Consider the following 17,939-nt stretch of genomic DNA (forward strand, 5'->3'; position numbering starts at 1 on the left):
AATTATGTCAGAAATAAAACTGATAAGCCTACCTTATCAGTCATCGCTGGTTGAGCTTTTTGCTCACTATCGCGATCTACCAATGCCCATTTTGCTAGACAGCAATCATGAGTCGTTTAGCGATACTAGGTACGATATGATCGTCGCCGACCCAATCGCGATGATCACAGCTAAACAGGAAGAAACCAAGTTAATTTGGCGGGATTCACCGATTTACAATATAGGAAACCACCAAAACCCACTCGATATTTTAGATGAGATTATGGCGCATAATGTCGAGGAAATTTGGGCAAAAAATGCGCCGAAAGACATCCCATTTACAGGCGGTTTAATGGGCTACTACGGGTATGAAACTGGGCAGTATGTTGAAACTCTGCCTAACAGTGGAATTGACGATATTCTCTTACCAGATCTATCCATCGGCCTGTATGGTTGGGCTTTGATTACCGATCATCAAAAGCTCGAAACCTATTTAATGATGACGCCTTGGTGCTTGGATGAACAAGAAGATCTGCTAGAGCGATTTAAACTAAGCGAAAATATTGAACCTTTGTCTTTTAAGCTGAGCGGCCACTTTACGTCTAACATGACGGAAGAAGAGTATTCGGAGAAGTTTCGTAAAGTTCAAGACTACATTCAGGCAGGTGATTGCTATCAGGTAAACCTAGCTCAGCGCTTTTCAGCTCGTTATAAAGGCGATACCTATCAAGCGTACAGGGCACTCAGAACGTCCGTACCAACGCCCTTTTCGGCGTATATCGAGCTAGGAACCGGAGCCGCTATCTTATCGCACTCTCCTGAACGTTTTTTGAAGTGTGATAGAGGCCGAGTTGAGTCTAAACCGATTAAAGGCACACGCCCAAGAGGAGCAACACCGGAAGAAGATCGATCTCTGGCGGAAGAGTTGTTAAATGCAACCAAAGATCGCGCAGAAAATCTAATGATCGTCGATCTACTTCGTAACGACTTAGGGCGAAGCTGTGTTACAGGTTCAGTCAGTGTCCCCAAACTGTTTGCGTTAGAGAGCTACGCAAACGTGCACCACCTTGTATCAACAGTCGAAGGTAAAATCGAAAAAACACAGGATCATATAAAAGTTTTTCACCAAAGCTTTCCTGGTGGATCGATTACCGGCGCGCCGAAAATAAGATCAATGGAAATCATTGATGAATTAGAGCCTCATGTCAGAAGCGCTTATTGCGGCTCAATTGGCTATTTCAGTAACAATGGTCAAATGGATTCAAATATTGCGATTAGGACGATGGTTGCCGATGGCCGTTTTATTCACTGCTGGGCAGGCGGCGGACTGGTTGCTGACTCTGTTTGTGAAGAAGAATATCAAGAAACCTTTACTAAAGTTGGAAAATTGACTCATACTTTAGAACAAGGTTTCTTGGAGAAGTAGAAAGTGACTGATGTAGAGCATTTTTTAGAATCCCCTCCTCTTGATGTCGATATCGAGGACATTCGTACGGCGCTCAACGTAGGTAATACTCACTTTAAAATTCAAAAAGACGAAGAGCGCATTGAAATGCTCGCGCACTATTCGGACAAATATGGAATCAGTTCAGAAAAAGTGGCTTTGCGTGCGGCAGCCGTTTTGATTCCTATTCGTCAAGATGAAGCAAGCAACAACTTAGAAGTATTGTTGACTCAACGAGCACTCCACATGCGCAACCATCCAGGTCAAATTGCTTTTCCTGGTGGGAAGCATGACCCTGAAGATTCAAGCATTCAATATACGGCGCTTAGAGAAACGCTTGAAGAAGTCGGTTTAGCACCTGATTGTTTCGACCTACTTGGCGAACTTGGAGAGTATTGCTCCATATCTGGCTTTTGCATCAAACCCATTGTTGCCGAAATGACTCGCCAAAGTGAGCTCAGCTTAAGCAAAGATGAAGTTGAGAGCGTTCATTGGGTCCCATTGTCGTACCTTTTGGACCCAAGAAACTACCGCTACAAAGAAAAGAAAATAGGCAGTGTTACGCGAGGATATTTCGAAGTCGAATATAAAAAGATCCGAATATGGGGTGTGACAGCAGGCATATTGCACGGACTCTATCACACACTAAACCACGCTAGAAAATAATCGCCTTACCTTACTAATAAGCCTATCTAAGCGTCCTCGCTAGTCGGTCTACTAAGCCGATTTTTTCTCAACTTGCAGTTCATCCAAACAAGCCTGCCGACTCCAAATAGTTAAGAAACGTTCATAACATTTCTCCAACTCTCGTACGTGATCAAATAATAACTTTCCAGCAGGTGTTAACTCTGTACTCCTTCCATGGCGAATTAACAATGAGCTCCCCAAACCTTTTTCAAGCTTTTGAATGTGTTGACTGACCGCTGGTTGCGTCAAACCCAATAACTTTGCAGTTTGAGTAAAGCTGCCCGTTTCGACAAGCACCTTAAATGTCGATAGATGTTGTGTATTAAGCATAATGTTTCCTTATGATTAGAATGTCATTATGCCCCCACGCCACTATTGGGACATTGACCTACATCGTGTTTTAATGACTTATTTATAAATGCAGTATGGCGTTTGGATTGGACGAGGAAGAGTAAATGCAACATAGTAAGCAAGACGATTTTTCGATATGGGCGGAGCGCCAATCAGGCCCGAAAGTTAATCGGGACAATGATTACAGAACAGTGTATCAACGTGACAGAGCGAGAATTATTCACAGCGCGGCATTTAGAAGGCTTCAATCCAAAACTCAAATACTCGCCATCCGTCAAAATGATTACAGCCGCACTAGGCTGACACACTCATTAGAAGTGTCTCAGATTGGCGGCGGCATCGCCTTTCACCTTAGACATCGGTACAGCGACAATACGAGCTTTCTGCCCTGGCTTGCTGATGACGCATTGATTGAAACGATCTGCCTTAGCCATGACATTGGGCATCCGCCTTTTGGTCATGGAGGCGAAGTCGCCTTAAATTATATGATGACCGAGCATGGTGGCTTTGAGGGCAACGCCCAGTCTCTCAGAATCTTAGCGAAGCGAGGCTCGTATTCCGAAGAGTTTGGAATGGATGTCTCACGAAGAAGCATGTTGGGCGTATTGAAATACCCTGTACTGCATGACCAGGTCGTTGGTACCTATCCAGACAAACCCAATAATTTAAGACAATTTCAGGCAAAGCAATGGTCTCCACCAAAATGCATCTATACCGAAGAAGCAGACTTATTGGACTGGATATTGTCACCGTTTAGCACGACTGACAAAGAAAGGTTAACTAGAACAACCTCTACAACAGGTAAAAATCACGCATCCTCTTTATATAGTAACTTCGATACCTCAATTATGGACCTAGCTGATGACATCGCATACGGTGTTCATGATCTAGAGGACGCCATTGTTTTAGGTATGGTCACACGGGACATGTGGTGCGAGCATCTTGAGCCAAAGCTTGCCAAACTAGACACGCCCTACCTCAATACCCATCTTAAGACCGTTCGTGAACAATTATTTAGCGGTAAAAGTCATCTCAGGAAAGAAGCAATTGGCAACCTCGTTAGCTGGTTTATCACCTCTTGCGAAATCACAGAGAACACGCACTTTGAGCACCCTCTCCTACGATACAACGCAGCACTACCAAAGGCTGAAAAAGAAGCCTTAGCCACATTAAAAAACTTTGAGATGCAACACATTATTAAACGACCAGAAGTACAGATGCTCGTATACAAAGGCCAGCAAATGTTACTTGAAATCTTTGAGACTTTGAACGCTGACCCAAATCGACTGCTGCCAAGAGAAATTGCAGCCGAATGGCGAGCCGCAGAAGAGGCCGGACACAATAGTCAACGCATCATATGTGACTATATGTCCTCTATGACCGATGACTATGCCAGCCGAATGTACAACACGTTCTTTGTTCCAAGTGTCGGCTCCGTCTTTGAACCGATCTAACCCGTAATTTCCAGCCCCATTACAATAATATCTTCTGTGTGATGGGGCATTTTTACGACGCGTGGAAGTGCGCCATATCGTTGAAAATTCAAACTTTCAAAAAATCGAATACTGGATTCGTTCCCGGAAAAAACATTCACAACAAGGTTAGTTAAGTTTATACAAAGTGCGTTTGCCATCACTTCCGCCATTAACTGGCGCCCTATTCCCTTTCGCCGCCAACTTTTGGCGATATAGAGACTCAATTCGGCCATATGATCTAACACCTTCAAACCATAATAGGACTCTAACGAACACCATCCTATAAGCTCCCCATCGATAGTCGCAACCCACATCGGTCGATGCGAATTGGCCTGCTCTATCCAATGGACAGCCGACAAAAGGTTAATATCATCAAACGGTATATGTTGTTGATAGATCTCTAAAATAGCCGGCGCGTCATCTAAGACAGCATAACGCACCTTGATAGCGGAGGGAGTCAAACCTGACACAAGTTAACCTTGTTCTAGTAACCTACGTAGGTCAATAATCGCTGCATTTGCTCGTGATATATAAGATGCCATAACCAAAGAGTGATTCGCTAACATGCCAAAACCACTTCCGTTTAGGATCATTGGAGACCATACCGTTGCCTGTGTCGATTCTAGTTCCCTAATAATCTGACGTAAGCTCACCAGCGCATTTTTATCTTGCAACGTAAAGACAAAGTCCACTTCGATTGCTTTCAAAATATGAATCAATGCCCAACTTGCGCCACGAGCTTCGTAGAATACATCATCAATTTTGGTCCACGGTGTACGAACATAGGTATGAGATCCCGTTGCGGTAGACTGACGTGCGGTCGGATCTCCCGCAAGATCCGTATTTTCACGCACCTTAGTCACACTTGCAGACAGACGCTGAGAGAGTGAACCTAATCGCGTCGATACGTCTGATAGCCAATCACGTAGGTTATCGGCGCGCGCGTAAAATTGCGCATTTGACTCAGACTTGTTCGCTAAACGATCCAAATACTCGAGTAATTCATCATTACCTTTTTGGTATTCACTCTCACTTGAAGGCAACGCCCAACTCTTATTGTCAAAGTTGAACTGAGGCTCAGCCACTTTTAAATTCACATCTTCGGTCGATTGAGATTGCGATCGACTAAATTCCTTTCTCAATGCGCGCGCAAGATCACGCGCCTGAACCAATACACCAAATTCCCAAGCAGGCATATTATCCATAAAGACACCTGGAGGCATGATGTCATTTGTAATGAAACCGCCCGGCTTCTCAAGCAACGTATCAACCATCTCATAGAGTGTATTTGTCGTGGTATAACCCACCGCTAGTTTCTTGCTATTGTTTAAATAACCCCGCTCTTCTGCGCGTGCTTTCGCGGCTGCAACGACGTCAAATTCACTCGGCGCTTGGCTCCAATAGAATCCAAGCCCCCCAATGAGTAATACAATAACTAACAGACCCGCGACTGCGCCTTTGCCTATACCTGACAAATTATCGGTATGCTTCCAAAACGCAATGCGATCAATAAAATTCGCCATGCAATTGCTTCCTAATGTGGTTTAAGTTCTATTGAATAATCAGTTCGATGATGAATCATCGCCCTTACTCTAAATTCTGGCGTACGACTGTTAACAATTTGATAAATCGTTCGCGCCTCTTTATCGTTTGCCCAATTAATAACCAGGCGCTCTTGCTTCGCTGCTACTCTATCTATAATAGGTTGCATTTTTGCAAGAATCTCCTCTTCACTCAATCTAAATAGATTGGGAGGTAAATAGTAGCGGTTCGACACAATAGGGTTATTTCCATTTACCATGCTCGCTCTCTTACGTTTTAACTCACGCTCTTCACTGGATATTTGAGTTTCAGTCTCAGATATCAATGGATCTTGCGTGTTGACCGATTTTGCATTTTCCAAATAACGATAAGCGGTACGATATTGATGATTGGACGCCGCTGATTGCGCCCAATCTACATACGTTTCAACTATCTTAGCCAGCCCCTGTGTTGCATAGTAATTACTAGGTTCTCTTCCAAGCGCTGCCTGATAATAAAGGTTGGCGTTATCGTGTTCTGGCGTTAATAGTCGCTTTTTATCGTAGGCAACACCCGCTAAATACAGCAAGCGGTTCACTATTTCATCTTTGCTTTTTACGATTTCTCTCGACTGAGCACGTGAGTCTACATCAGCTTGAACGGCGTCACCTTCGACCGCATCAGTGGCAGTCGACTTTTCTTTATTAGAAACATCTTGATTGATCGTATCATTTTGCATTTTTTCAACAGAGATTCCGCCATTATTTCCAGAGCCTGACTCAGAAAGTACGGCAGGTTGATTCTCTTTTTGCGTCGGCGTCCCAGCACAGCCTGATAGCAATAAAGCGGTAACTAGGAAATAAAAGTACTTTTTTATCAATTTAGGTCTCTCGTATGGCAACTTTTTATCGCACTGGTAGTCTATAGTGCTGACATTAATATGAAAACTCCCACGACAATTTTTTAAATGACACACTTTTTACGTAGTATTTCTATTTTCCTTTGGCTTATCAGTGCCTCTTTTGCAAACGCATTCGACTTCGGCTCTTCTTTTGGCGCCAATAGCCGCTCAAATAATCCTGAGTTTCTGCCAGTCGAGCAAGCCTTTGTTCTCTCTGTAAACAAGAGAGGGGAGCATCTCATCGCGACCTGGGACATCCAAGATGGGTATTATCTGTACAAACATCAATTAAAACTCAAAGGCCGAGATGGTAACAAATTAACCTTTAGCAATATTCCATCGGGCACACCCAAAACTGACCCTTATTTTGGCGATGTCGAGGTCTACCATAACTCTCTTTCAGTCGATATATCACCCGTAGGTGACCTCGAAAATGGAACCGAGCTAGAAGCCTTAATTGGGTTTCAAGGGTGTGCAGAACGAGGATTGTGCTACCCGCCACAATCTTCACCTATTTATTTTACCGTAACCCAATCGGACTCTGGCGTATCGAAAGCGCCTCTCTCTATAAACAACGAGAGTACAAACGACGCAAAGGCAGAGAAACCAATTGAGCAGAACAGCCTTCAGACAAAAGCATCAACACCAGAACCCTCTATCGCGGCCAATGTTATTGACCACTTAACAAACGACTCCTGGATGGCAAGCTTAGCTATCATGTTTGGCTTAGGGTTACTTTTGTCATTGACGCCTTGTGTTCTGCCAATGATCCCGATTGTCAGTGCTATTGTAGTGGGCACCAAGTCATCTGCTTTAAAAGGTCTTGCTCTGTCAGCCGTGTATGTAATTTCAATGGCACTTACTTATGCTGCCATCGGCGCTTTGGCAGGACTTTTCGGAACACAACTAAACCTACAAGCCACCCTTCAAAGCCCCTTCATCATTTCAATCAGTGCGTTTCTTTTTCTTCTTTTAAGCTTGGCAATGTTTGGAGTTTACGAAATAAGGTTACCCGCTTTTATTACAGACCGATTGCAATCTTATTCGACTAAGCTTGAATCAAACTCTCAACGCGCTTCACTATCACAATATGCTGCCGTGGCTTTATCAGGCGTCATTGCCACGCTCATCGTGTCACCGTGTGTGTCCGCACCACTTGCAGGAGTCGTACTCTACATCAGCAGCTCAGGCGACAGTGTGTATGGCGCTGTAATGTTATTCACGATGGCGCTTGGCATGGGTGTGCCATTGCTGCTAGTCGGCTTTTTCGGGGCCAGCATCCTTCCTAAAAACGGAGATTGGCTGAACGACATCAAATCCATTATGGGATTCGGCCTGCTTGGCGTGGCTATTTGGCTGCTATCAAGATACTTAGATGGACAATTAAGTGTCTTACTCTGGGCTATCTTCTTCTTAATGCTTACTTCCTACTTCATTCATAGGTCTGTTTCAATCCAGTCTCACCCTATACGCTGGTTCTGTGCTCTCATCTCTGGTGTGATGGGCATTAGCCTTGCTATAGGTGCGTTAAGTGGTGCTCGCAATCCCATTGAGCCATTTGAAACGCTAACGAGCTCCAGTACCGCAATAACTGAAAGCCGTGACGTCCCGTACGCGGTGACCATTGGCTCACTAACAGAACTACAAAAAATAAAAATGGACTATCAAGGAAGCCCCATTGTATTGGATCTCTACGCGGACTGGTGCATTAGCTGTAAAGTAATAGAAGAAGAAATATTCAAATCGACTGACGTCATGCCATATTGGAGCCATATCAAAATAGTGCGAGTTGATGTTACTGACAATACACAAGACAACAAACAATTAATGCAACATCTGAATTTATTTGGACCGCCCTCTCTCATTTTTATAAACCGTAAAGGGCAAGAAGAAGCACAACTTAAAATCATTGGCGAACCGACTAAAACAGAGGTCATTCAGCGACTACAGTTACTCTCAACAACACAGCAAAGTTTACAGTAGATCAATTTATAACCTCAAAATATAGTTTTAGCATATTTACCGACAAAACTGGACATTTTCGCGTATTTTAACGATAATTTACGGTCAAATAACCCAGAGAAATATATCAAATTACGAATCACCGTTTAATCAAGGACGTAATTTGATGCACAAGGTAATGCCGTTCTCGACGTTAACAAAATTTACTTTAAAGCCTGATCCTTATTATTGGGCGTTTCATACAATACGACAGAAAGAGTACCATCATGGACATTCGTAAAATTAAAAAACTAATCGAGCTTCTTGAAGAATCCAACGTTTACGAAATCGAGATTAAAGAAGGCGAAGAAGCCGTTCGCATTAGTCGCGGTGGCGCTCCAGTTCAAGTTGCTACCGTTGCAGCTCCTGCTCCCGTAGCCGCTGCGCCCGCTGCAGCTCCTGCTCCCGTTGCTCAAGACGCTGCGCCTGCTGAAATTTCAGGCCATGCAGTAAAATCTCCAATGGTAGGTACTTTCTACCAAGCATCTGCTCCTGGTGCGAAAGCATTTGTTGAAGTTGGCCAGAAAGTAAATGTTGGCGACACTATTTGTATCGTTGAAGCAATGAAGATGATGAACCAAATTGAAGCGGACAAAGCAGGCACAATTGGTGCTATCTTGGCCGAAGACGGCGAACCTGTTGAATTTGATCAACCTCTTGTAACAATTGTTTAATTCACAGCTATAGGTTTTATCATGCTTGATAAGGTATTGATCGCAAACCGAGGCGAAATTGCACTTCGAATTCTTCGTGCATGTAAAGAGCTCGGTATTAAAACAGTTGCAGTACATTCAAAAATAGACCGCGACCTACTTCATGTGCGTTTGGCAGACGAAACAATTTGTATCGGCCCGAACCCATCCAAAGACAGCTACTTGAATATCCCTGCTCTAATTAGCGCCGCTGAATTGACGGATACCTCTGCTATCCACCCAGGTTATGGTTTCCTTGCTGAAAATGCAGACTTTGCAGAGCAAGTTGAAAACTCTGGCTTCACATTCATCGGACCAAAAGCAGAAACTATTCGCTTAATGGGCGATAAAGTTTCCGCTATCAAAGCCATGAAAGCAGCAGGCGTACCTACTGTACCCGGTTCAAATGGCCCTGTACCTTCTGATCCAGAAGAGTGCATAAAAATAGCGCGTGAAATTGGGTTCCCTGTGATCGTAAAAGCGGCTGCCGGTGGCGGCGGTCGAGGAATGCGAGTTGTTCACAATGAAGCAAGCCTCTTAAAGTCCATTAGTATCACTCAGTCTGAAGCAGGCTCATACTTCGGCGACAGCACGGTTTATATGGAAAAATTCCTACAAAACCCTCGCCATGTCGAAGTTCAAGTCATCGCCGATGGTCAAGGCAATGCCGTTCACCTTTATGACCGCGATTGTTCTTTACAACGCCGTCACCAAAAAGTTTTGGAAGAAGCGCCTGCGCCAATGCTTGATCCAGAATCACGAGCACAATGCCTACAAGCCTGTGTAGACGCGTGTATTAAGATTGGATATCGTGGCGCCGGCACCTTTGAATTCTTATATGAAGATGGTGGTTTCTACTTCATTGAGATGAACACTCGTGTTCAGGTAGAGCACCCTGTTACTGAAATGGTAACAGGTGTCGATATCGTCAAGGAACAGTTGCGAATTGCCTCTGGACAACCTCTTTCTATTAAACAAGAAGACGTTAAGATCAAAGGCCACGCTGTTGAAGCTCGAATCAACGCTGAAGACCCTAAAACCTTTATGCCAAGTCCCGGAAAGGTGAATTACTTCCACGCTCCCGGCGGCATGGGTGTTCGCGTAGATTCACACCTCTACAGCGGTTATTTGGTGCCACCTACCTATGACTCTATGATCGCTAAGATCATCTGTCACGCAGACAGCCGAGAGCTTGCTCTTAAACGATTGTCTGTGGCGCTTGATGAGACATTTGTAGACGGCATCAAAACGAATATCGCTCTACAGCAGGATCTTGCAACGGATCCGAACTTTATCGAAGGTGGCGTTAACATCCACTACCTTGAAAAGAAACTCGGTCTATAATTTATTGACCACTGTTGAATTACATCGTAATGTAACCAGACAGTTTGAGCTTCAAGACGCATCAAAACATAAGTTGTGATGCGTCTTTTCTATTTCCTTCTCATATACCGATTATAAACAAGCTCATTACTTCAGTCTTATATCGGGAAAAGTACACTTAGGACGATTCACTTTTATGTCTTGGCTACAGATTCGCATCCACACCACACCAGACCATGTCCCCGCTTTTGAAGATTCTCTTTTAGAATGTGGCGCTATGGTGGTGACTTTTGAAGATGTATATGATGATCCCGTCTACGAGCCTGATTTAAACACTACCCCTTTGTGGAAACACACTAAGGTCACTGGCCTATTTGAGGCTGACTCCGATATCGAACACATCCGCCCAGTGATAGAACACTGTGCTGAAAAACTAGGGCAAACAGACATCGATCTAAAAATTGAAATTCTCGAAGATAAAGACTGGATTCGAGAATGGATGGATAACTACCATCCTATCAAATTTGGAAATCGACTTTGGGTTTGTCCAACATGGCGAGAAGTGCCAGATGAAGATGCGATCACCCTGATGCTCGATCCAGGTCTAGCATTTGGAACCGGCACTCACCCAACAACGGCGCTGTGCTTGGAATGGCTAGACAGCGTTGATTGCAAAGATAAAACGATTATTGACTATGGCTGCGGCTCTGGCATTTTAGGTGTTGCAGGACTTTTACTCGGCGCTAAACAAATGATTGGTATCGATATCGACCCACAAGCCGTTGAAGCAACCCGTGCAAATGCAGAACGAAATAATATAGAATCTTCAAAATATGAAGTAAAACTTCCACCGTACGACTCCGATTTGCAAGCTGATTTAGTCGTTGCGAATATTCTAGCAGGGCCTTTGGCTGAGCTTTCCTCAACTATTTCTGCAACCGTAAAAACAGGCGGAAAACTAGCGCTTTCCGGTGTACTAGCAAATCAAGCAGAAGATGTTGTTGAAGCGTACAAGCCTTGGTTTGACATAGAAAGTGTTGTCGAAAAAGAAGAGTGGATTCGAATTGTTGCCACGAAAAAATAGCAAGATAGAAAAGGAAGGCGTTCGTCGAAATGGCTGGTAATTTCATTACTCGTTGTCCAAAATGCTCTACTGCATTTCGTGTAACCGATGATGTTTTAAAGATGGCTGCTGGAAAAGTTCGATGCGGCCAGTGCTTCCATATATTCGAAGCACAAGCAGCGACGCCCTCTGCACCACCTTCTCTTTCTAAAGCACCCTCCAATGACGACTCTACGTCAAAGACAGCAAACAATAATCAGAACTCACCTGAGCTAGCTGACTCTGGCCAACAAAAGCAACCCGCACAGAAAGACAATTCACATGCAAACAGTCCGCCTCTATTTACGGCAGCGGACGAAGAGATTGTTAACCCTAACTGGTTAAATACTCTCTTTAAAGAAGACGACCTTGAGTTAGTGAGCGAACCACCAAAGGATGACTTCAAAATTGCACCGCTCGAAAGCGAGCAGTTCAACACAGGCATATCGCAACAGGCTCGTCCTCAAGGAAACACAAGAACAAACTCTAACGATGAGCCTGCACCTTGGGAATTAGAGCTTGCTGAAATCGAAGCCAATTTAAGCAGCCCATCGACAACAAAGCGTATTTCTGGGAGCGACACTTCTCAGAGCACACTAGAACCCTCACCAGAGCCACTAGCTCGCTCAAAAAACGCACAACTCAATAGAAATGTAAGCTCACAGCCCGACCGAGCCTCTAACGAAGCTTCTGAAAACGACGAGCCTGATTATATGCAAGCCCTACATTCGCTAGCGCAAAATGTATCAGATCAGACACCAAAGTTAAGTAATGGCCAGCTCGAACTGCAAGAATCAATGAGCTCAATCGCTGCAACAAACAGCCTCGCTCAGCTTGTGGAAGAGGAGCCGACAACAACTCAGATAAAGAGCAAGCGCACGCTCCTTTGGTTCCTTGGCGTTGTAATTGGCATTGTCATATTGGCGAGCCAAGTATTGACTCACTTCTTTGATCAAGGAAGTCGTTCTGAACAATTTAGAGGACTTTATCGCACCGCGTGTACCTATATAGGGTGCGCTCTCCCAGCCTTTGAAAATGTAACTGCGATTTCTATTCAACATGTTCGAATTCAAAGCCATCCACAAAAACCAAATGCATTACTGGTCAATGCGATCATGACAAATACGAGCGCGTACGCTCAGCCTATGCCTAAAATTGCACTTGAGTTTTACGATCTAAATGGCTCACCTGTTGCCGCAAGGCTGTTCGCACCAGAGAGCTACTTACATAGAGATTTTCTCGACATAACCTACATGCCACCAAACACCCCTATTCACTTAGTTATTCCGATTGTTGACCCGGGGGCGAGTGCTGTTACGCATGAACTTAAAGTGTATTCATCGGATACAAGATCGTACTAAGCGTGTACTTTAGGCAAAGCGTGTACTTTAGGCAAAAGTCACTGGATCGCAACTGCCGAATACCATCTATCTTAATCGTGTAAGAAAGACTAATAATTGGCTAAAGAAAGACTTAGAAGCGTGCCCAACAGCCAAATCCTTCGATAAGATGCAAATAAGAACAAAAAATAGCCAATTTTTGCATTGTCAAGACTTCAAAAAAACAATTCCCATAGGTATTATTCTCGCCCGCTCGACAGAGTTACAGATCTTTAACATTTGATTCAGTTTTCAGGAGCAATATGGCTTTCGCTATTGGCTCATACAATATAGATAGGCCCGTTATTCTAGCGCCGATGGCTGGCGTAACAGACCTACCATTTCGACGCCTTTGTTATCAACAGGGTGCTGGTTTAGTTGTATCTGAAATGGTGACCTCTGACGTACGGCTTTGGAATTCCACAAAGAGCAAGCATAGACTCGTTCATGACAAAGAAATCCAGCCACGATCAGTTCAAATTGCAGGTGCAAATGCTGAGATGATGGTTGAAGCGGCACAAAAAAATGTCGAATTGGGCGCTCAAATTATCGACATCAATATGGGTTGTCCCGCGAAAAAAGTGCTGAACAAAGCTGCGGGCTCTGCGCTACTGAAAGACGAATCACTTGTCCAAGACATACTTAAATCTGTAGTTGATAGTGTAGAAGTACCCGTTACATTAAAAATTCGTACGGGGTGGTCTTCCGAACAGCGTAATGGCTTGACCATCGCAAAAATTGCAGAAGATTGCGGAATACAAGCATTGGCGGTACACGGCCGAACTCGAGCCTGCAAATTTCAAGGCGAAGCCGAATACGACACCATTGCAGAAATAAAGCAATCCGTCGGCATCCCTGTTTTCGCAAATGGCGACATTACAGATGCACAAACAGCTCAACGTGTAATGACATACACAAAGGCTGACGCTGTCATGATTGGCAGAGCAGCTCAAGGAAGACCTTGGATCTTCAATGAGATAAACCATTACTTGCGTCATGGGGAACTACCTCCTTCGCCAGATATAGAAAGTATCAAAGAAACTGTTGTTGAGCACGTAAAAGCACTGCATCAGTTTTATGGTGAATTTATGGGAATTAGAATTGCACGCAAGCATGTCGGTTGGTATCTAAAAACACTGGCAGATACGAGCTCATTTCGCAGTCTGTTTAATAAAACAGACGATGCAAACGAGCAGTTAGACGTATTGGAAAGTTTTTTTGTTTCTCGCAAGAGCACATCGTTACATATATAAACGACGCGTTCTCAGAAACAAACTTAGTAAAAGGCAGACATTACGTTTTTTTATCGCGGGGACTCCCTGTAATAAAGAGCGCAACGAATGCTTCATATTGAGTTAACACGAGCTTCTTGTATCCTCGTTTTAACTTATATAGTTGGCTTAAATCTAAAAGGTTATTCTGTGGTAGAACAAACACACACTCAAACGTTCCAGTCTGCATCTTCGGAGCAGTCACAAACTCTTCGTGACAACGTAGAAAAGGCTCTTCAAAACTACTTCACTCATTTAGACGGGCAACCTGTTACGGATCTCTACCAATTAGTATTGGCAGAAGTCGAAGCTCCTCTACTTGAGTCTGTTATGAACTACACGAAGGACAATCAGACCAAAGCATCGACTATTCTTGGTTTAAACCGAGGCACATTGCGTAAAAAATTAAAGCAATACGGTATGCTATAGCAAAAAAGGGCGTCTTGGCGCCCTTTTTTCATTTTACCAACTCACTCCCCTTTTATTTATCACGTTAACTAGATTGCGAGAACCACAATGGCAAATCAAAACGTAACCCAAATTAAACGCGCACTAATCAGTGTTTCCGACAAAACAGGCATTGTCGAATTCGCTCGTGAACTAGTCGCACAAAATGTTGAAATTCTTTCGACAGGCGGAACTTACCGTCTATTGTTGGAAAACAGTGTTGCAGCGACGGAAGTATCCGATTACACAGGCTTCCCTGAAATGATGGACGGTCGTGTAAAAACACTTCACCCTAAAGTTCACGGTGGTATTTTGGGACGTAGAGATATCGACGGTGCTGTCATGAAAGAACATGGCATCAACGAAATCGATATGGTTGTTGTTAACCTTTATCCATTTGAAGAAACCATTGCACGCCCAGATTGCGACCTGCCTTTGGCAATTGAAAACATCGATATCGGCGGCCCGACTATGGTTCGCTCTGCGGCCAAAAACCACAAAGATGTTGCTATTGTAGTCTCTCCAGCAAATTACGAAGGCATTATCAACGCGATAAAAACAGACGGTGGTCTGACTTACGATCAACGTTTTGACCTTGCTGTAGAAGCATTCGAGCACACTTCTAACTATGACGGCGCGATCGCAAACTACCTTGGTAAAAAAGTGGAAGGTGGAAGCGAAGACTTCCCACGTACGTTTAATCTTCAGCTAAACAAGCAAGAAGAAATGCGTTACGGTGAAAACCCACATCAAAAAGCGGCGTTTTATGTAGAAGCAAACCCTCAAGAAGCCTCTATAAGCACTGCTAAACAAATTCAGGGGAAAGCACTCTCTTACAACAACATTGCAGACACAGACGCTGCTCTTGAATGTGTTAAGAGCTTTTCTGAAGCCGCTTGCGTTATTGTTAAGCATGCCAACCCTTGTGGTGTTGCGACAGCATCCACTCAGCTTGAAGCGTACGATCTTGCTTTCCAAACAGATCCTACATCTGCATTTGGCGGCATTATCGCATTCAACCAGCCACTAGATGCAGCAACCGCTCAAGCGATTGTTGATCGCCAGTTTGTTGAAGTCATCATCGCACCAAGTGTGAGCGAAGAAGCGAAGCAAGTTGTTTCTGCAAAACAAAATGTGCGACTTCTAGAATGTGGTGAATGGTCCTCAGAAAAACCTACCGCCTTAGACTACAAACGTGTCAATGGTGGTCTTCTTGTTCAAGACCGTGATGACGGTGCGATCACCTTAGACGACCTTAAGGTGGTTTCTAAACGCCAACCTTCTGAGGAAGAATTAAAAGACCTTCTATTTGCTTGGAAAGTTGCAAAATTCGTTAAATCTAATGCCATTGTCTATGCGAAAGCAGGTCAGACAATTGGTGTTGGTGCAGGCCAAATGAGCCGTGTATACAGTGCTAAAATTGCTGGAGTCAAAGCAGCAGATGAAAACCTACAAGTTGAAGGCTCTGTTATGGCATCGGATGCGTTCTTCCCATTCCGTGATGGCATTGATGCAGCAGCTCAAGCGGGCATTACTGCTGTGATTCAACCGGGCGGCTCTATGCGCGATGAAGAAGTGATCGCTGCGGCAGACGAGGCCGGAATGGCGATGGTATTCACTGGCATGCGCCACTTCCGCCACTAAGTTTCATTGCAGGTTTAAAGGAAAGTAAATATGAAAATTCTCATTATCGGTAATGGCGGCCGTGAGCATGCCTTAGCTTGGAAAGCAGCACAATCTCAAAATGTTGAGAAAGTCTTCGTTGCACCAGGCAACGCAGGTACCGCTTTAGAGCAAAAAGTAGAGAACGTTAATATCGGTGTTACTGCTATTGACGAGTTAGTCGCATTTGCAAAAGAAAATAGTATCGGCTTAACCATTGTTGGCCCTGAAGCACCACTTGTAATCGGTGTTGTTGATGCATTTGAAGCCGCTGGCTTAGCTATTTTTGGTCCTTCTGAAGCAGCCGCTCAATTGGAAGGCTCAAAAGCGTTCACTAAAGACTTCCTTGCACGCCACAAGATTCCAACCGCGGAATATGGAAACTTTACAGAGATTGCACCCGCTGTGGCGTACATCAAAGAAAAAGGCGCTCCAATCGTTGTTAAAGCAGATGGTCTTGCCGCAGGTAAAGGCGTTATCCTAGCTCAGACTGAAGCGGAAGCCATTGAAGCTGTTGAAGATATGCTGCAAGGCAACGCGTTTGGTGATGCAGGTCATCGTGTTGTTGTCGAAGAGTTTCTTGTTGGTGAAGAAGCAAGCTTTATCGTCATAGTGGATGGTGAAACCGTTCTGCCTATGGCATCAAGCCAAGACCATAAAGCGCGTGATAATGGTGATACTGGTCCAAATACTGGTGGTATGGGTGCATACTCTCCAGCGCCAGTTGTCACATCTGAAATTCATGAGCGCATTATGAATGAAGTGATCATGCCAACGGTTAAAGGCATGAACGCGGAAGGCAATCGCTACCGTGGTTTCCTATATGCGGGTGTTATGGTTGCTCAAGACGGCACACCTAAAGTGCTTGAGTACAACTGCCGCTTTGGTGACCCTGAGACTCAGCCGATTATGATGCGTCTTCGCTCCGACCTAGTTGAAATGTGTCTTGCTGCGATTAATGGAACACTTGACTCAGTTCACACAGATTGGGATCCAAGAGCCAGTTTGGGTGTCGTTTTAGCTGCGGGTGGTTACCCTGCAAGCTACAACAAAGGTGATATTATTACAGGGCACGATGCAACACTGCCAGCGCACCAAAAAGTCTTCCATGCAGGCACAACCGACAAAGAAGGCCAAGTCGCAACCAATGGTGGACGAGTATTATGTGCTGTCTCTCTAGGCGAAACAGTAAGTGAAGCGCAAGCAGGGGCTTACGATGTGGTAAACAAGATCTCTTGGGATAATGTTTACTTCCGCACAGACATCGGCCACAGAGCAATTGCTCGCGAGCAGAAATAAGTCGCTCGTAAACGCGTTTATATCTCTTAAAAAAGGGCTTGTTCATTGAACAAGCCCTTTTCGTTTATAGGTCTTTTACGCCTTCTGACACCTAAGCATTCTGGTTTTACTTAGCCTCGCACCAAACGTATATCGATTACTTTTTTAGTCCTGCTTGCTTTTTATCCAACCACTGCTTGAAGACTTTACCAACTTCCAAGACGATGAGACCAAAAATGACGCCGGCCACCCAATCTAACGCCAGTAAAAAACCTAATACGGAGATCATTCCATATAAATACAGTAAGTTTTGTCTAAGCTTTGGATGCTGCTTTCGCGTTATCCACGTAACGCCCAACAATGCGAAGCAGAACCATAAATAGTACTCGACTAATATTGGATATAGCATTTAGTCCCCTATCAGTT

At 44.3% G+C, this 17,939-nt stretch carries 17 protein-coding genes; 12 read left to right on the top strand and 5 right to left on the bottom strand.

Annotated features, from left to right (window positions below; genetic code table 11):
• Positions 1-4 precede the first annotated feature (4 nt).
• Positions 5-1,405, top strand: a complete 1,401-nt coding sequence (pabB, locus tag MARME_RS15480) for an aminodeoxychorismate synthase component I (protein WP_013662200.1) — start codon at positions 5-7, stop codon at positions 1,403-1,405.
• Between the two features lie 3 nt (positions 1,406-1,408).
• A complete protein-coding gene (locus tag MARME_RS15485; RefSeq protein ID WP_013662201.1) occupies positions 1,409-2,089 on the top strand; it encodes an NUDIX hydrolase in 681 nt (226 codons plus the stop codon).
• Positions 2,090-2,140: 51 nt separating this feature from the next.
• Here MARME_RS15485 and MARME_RS15490 read toward each other — a convergent pair whose 3' ends face one another.
• Positions 2,141-2,440 carry a LysR family transcriptional regulator gene (locus tag MARME_RS15490; protein ID WP_013662202.1) on the bottom strand — a complete coding sequence of 100 codons (300 nt, stop codon included), beginning with the start codon at positions 2,438-2,440 and terminating at the stop codon, positions 2,141-2,143.
• Positions 2,441-2,565: 125 nt separating this feature from the next.
• On the opposite strand from MARME_RS15490, the gene MARME_RS15495 reads away from it, so the two are divergent.
• Positions 2,566-3,915: an anti-phage deoxyguanosine triphosphatase gene (locus MARME_RS15495; protein ID WP_013662203.1), complete on the top strand. Its 1,350-nt coding sequence runs from the start codon at positions 2,566-2,568 to the stop codon at positions 3,913-3,915.
• Here the strand turns inward: MARME_RS15495 and MARME_RS15500 are convergent.
• The 3 genes from MARME_RS15500 to MARME_RS15510 are packed head-to-tail and all read right to left on the bottom strand — an operon-like array spanning position 3,912 to position 6,337.
• Positions 3,912-4,406 (bottom strand): GNAT family N-acetyltransferase, encoded by a 495-nt coding sequence (locus MARME_RS15500; protein ID WP_013662204.1) that lies wholly within the window; start codon positions 4,404-4,406, stop codon positions 3,912-3,914. The genes MARME_RS15495 and MARME_RS15500 overlap by 4 nt on opposite strands.
• 3 nt (positions 4,407-4,409) lie before the next feature.
• Positions 4,410-5,459, bottom strand: a complete 1,050-nt coding sequence (locus MARME_RS15505) for a DUF2333 family protein (RefSeq protein WP_013662205.1) — start codon at positions 5,457-5,459, stop codon at positions 4,410-4,412.
• 11 nt (positions 5,460-5,470) lie between these two features.
• Positions 5,471-6,337: a putative periplasmic lipoprotein gene (locus tag MARME_RS15510; protein ID WP_013662206.1), complete on the bottom strand. Its 867-nt coding sequence runs from the start codon at positions 6,335-6,337 to the stop codon at positions 5,471-5,473.
• An 87-nt stretch (positions 6,338-6,424) separates the two neighbouring features.
• On the opposite strand from MARME_RS15510, the gene dsbD reads away from it, so the two are divergent.
• From dsbD to purD, 9 genes are all read left to right on the top strand, one after another.
• Entirely contained in the window at positions 6,425-8,341 is a 1,917-nt protein-coding gene (gene dsbD / locus MARME_RS15515) for a protein-disulfide reductase DsbD (protein ID WP_013662207.1), read from the top strand.
• A gap of 245 nt (positions 8,342-8,586) precedes the next feature.
• Complete coding sequence (accB, locus tag MARME_RS15520; protein WP_013662208.1) at positions 8,587-9,033, top strand: acetyl-CoA carboxylase biotin carboxyl carrier protein; 447 nt, start codon at positions 8,587-8,589, stop codon at positions 9,031-9,033.
• 21 nt (positions 9,034-9,054) lie between these two features.
• Positions 9,055-10,395: an acetyl-CoA carboxylase biotin carboxylase subunit gene (gene accC / locus MARME_RS15525; protein WP_013662209.1), complete on the top strand. Its 1,341-nt coding sequence runs from the start codon at positions 9,055-9,057 to the stop codon at positions 10,393-10,395.
• Positions 10,396-10,570: 175 nt separating this feature from the next.
• Positions 10,571-11,458, top strand: a complete 888-nt coding sequence (gene prmA, locus MARME_RS15530; protein WP_013662210.1) for a 50S ribosomal protein L11 methyltransferase — start codon at positions 10,571-10,573, stop codon at positions 11,456-11,458.
• A gap of 29 nt (positions 11,459-11,487) precedes the next feature.
• Positions 11,488-12,837: a DUF3426 domain-containing protein gene (locus tag MARME_RS15535; protein WP_013662211.1), complete on the top strand. Its 1,350-nt coding sequence runs from the start codon at positions 11,488-11,490 to the stop codon at positions 12,835-12,837.
• 281 nt (positions 12,838-13,118) lie between these two features.
• Positions 13,119-14,108, top strand: a complete 990-nt coding sequence (dusB, locus tag MARME_RS15540; protein ID WP_013662212.1) for a tRNA dihydrouridine synthase DusB — start codon at positions 13,119-13,121, stop codon at positions 14,106-14,108.
• A 168-nt stretch (positions 14,109-14,276) separates the two neighbouring features.
• A complete protein-coding gene (gene fis, locus MARME_RS15545; protein ID WP_041648813.1) occupies positions 14,277-14,555 on the top strand; it encodes a DNA-binding transcriptional regulator Fis in 279 nt (92 codons plus the stop codon).
• A gap of 87 nt (positions 14,556-14,642) precedes the next feature.
• Complete coding sequence (purH, locus tag MARME_RS15550; protein WP_013662214.1) at positions 14,643-16,217, top strand: bifunctional phosphoribosylaminoimidazolecarboxamide formyltransferase/IMP cyclohydrolase; 1,575 nt, start codon at positions 14,643-14,645, stop codon at positions 16,215-16,217.
• Positions 16,218-16,247: 30 nt separating this feature from the next.
• Entirely contained in the window at positions 16,248-17,534 is a 1,287-nt protein-coding gene (gene purD / locus MARME_RS15555) for a phosphoribosylamine--glycine ligase (RefSeq protein ID WP_013662215.1), read from the top strand.
• A gap of 136 nt (positions 17,535-17,670) precedes the next feature.
• On the opposite strand, the gene MARME_RS15560 is transcribed toward purD, so the two are convergent.
• Positions 17,671-17,922, bottom strand: coding sequence for a hypothetical protein (locus MARME_RS15560; RefSeq protein ID WP_013662216.1), 252 nt, complete (start codon positions 17,920-17,922; stop codon positions 17,671-17,673).
• Between the last annotated feature and the right edge of the window lie 17 nt (positions 17,923-17,939).

Source organism: Marinomonas mediterranea MMB-1, assembly GCF_000192865.1.
In the GTDB taxonomy this organism is placed as follows: domain Bacteria; phylum Pseudomonadota; class Gammaproteobacteria; order Pseudomonadales; family Marinomonadaceae; genus Marinomonas; species Marinomonas mediterranea.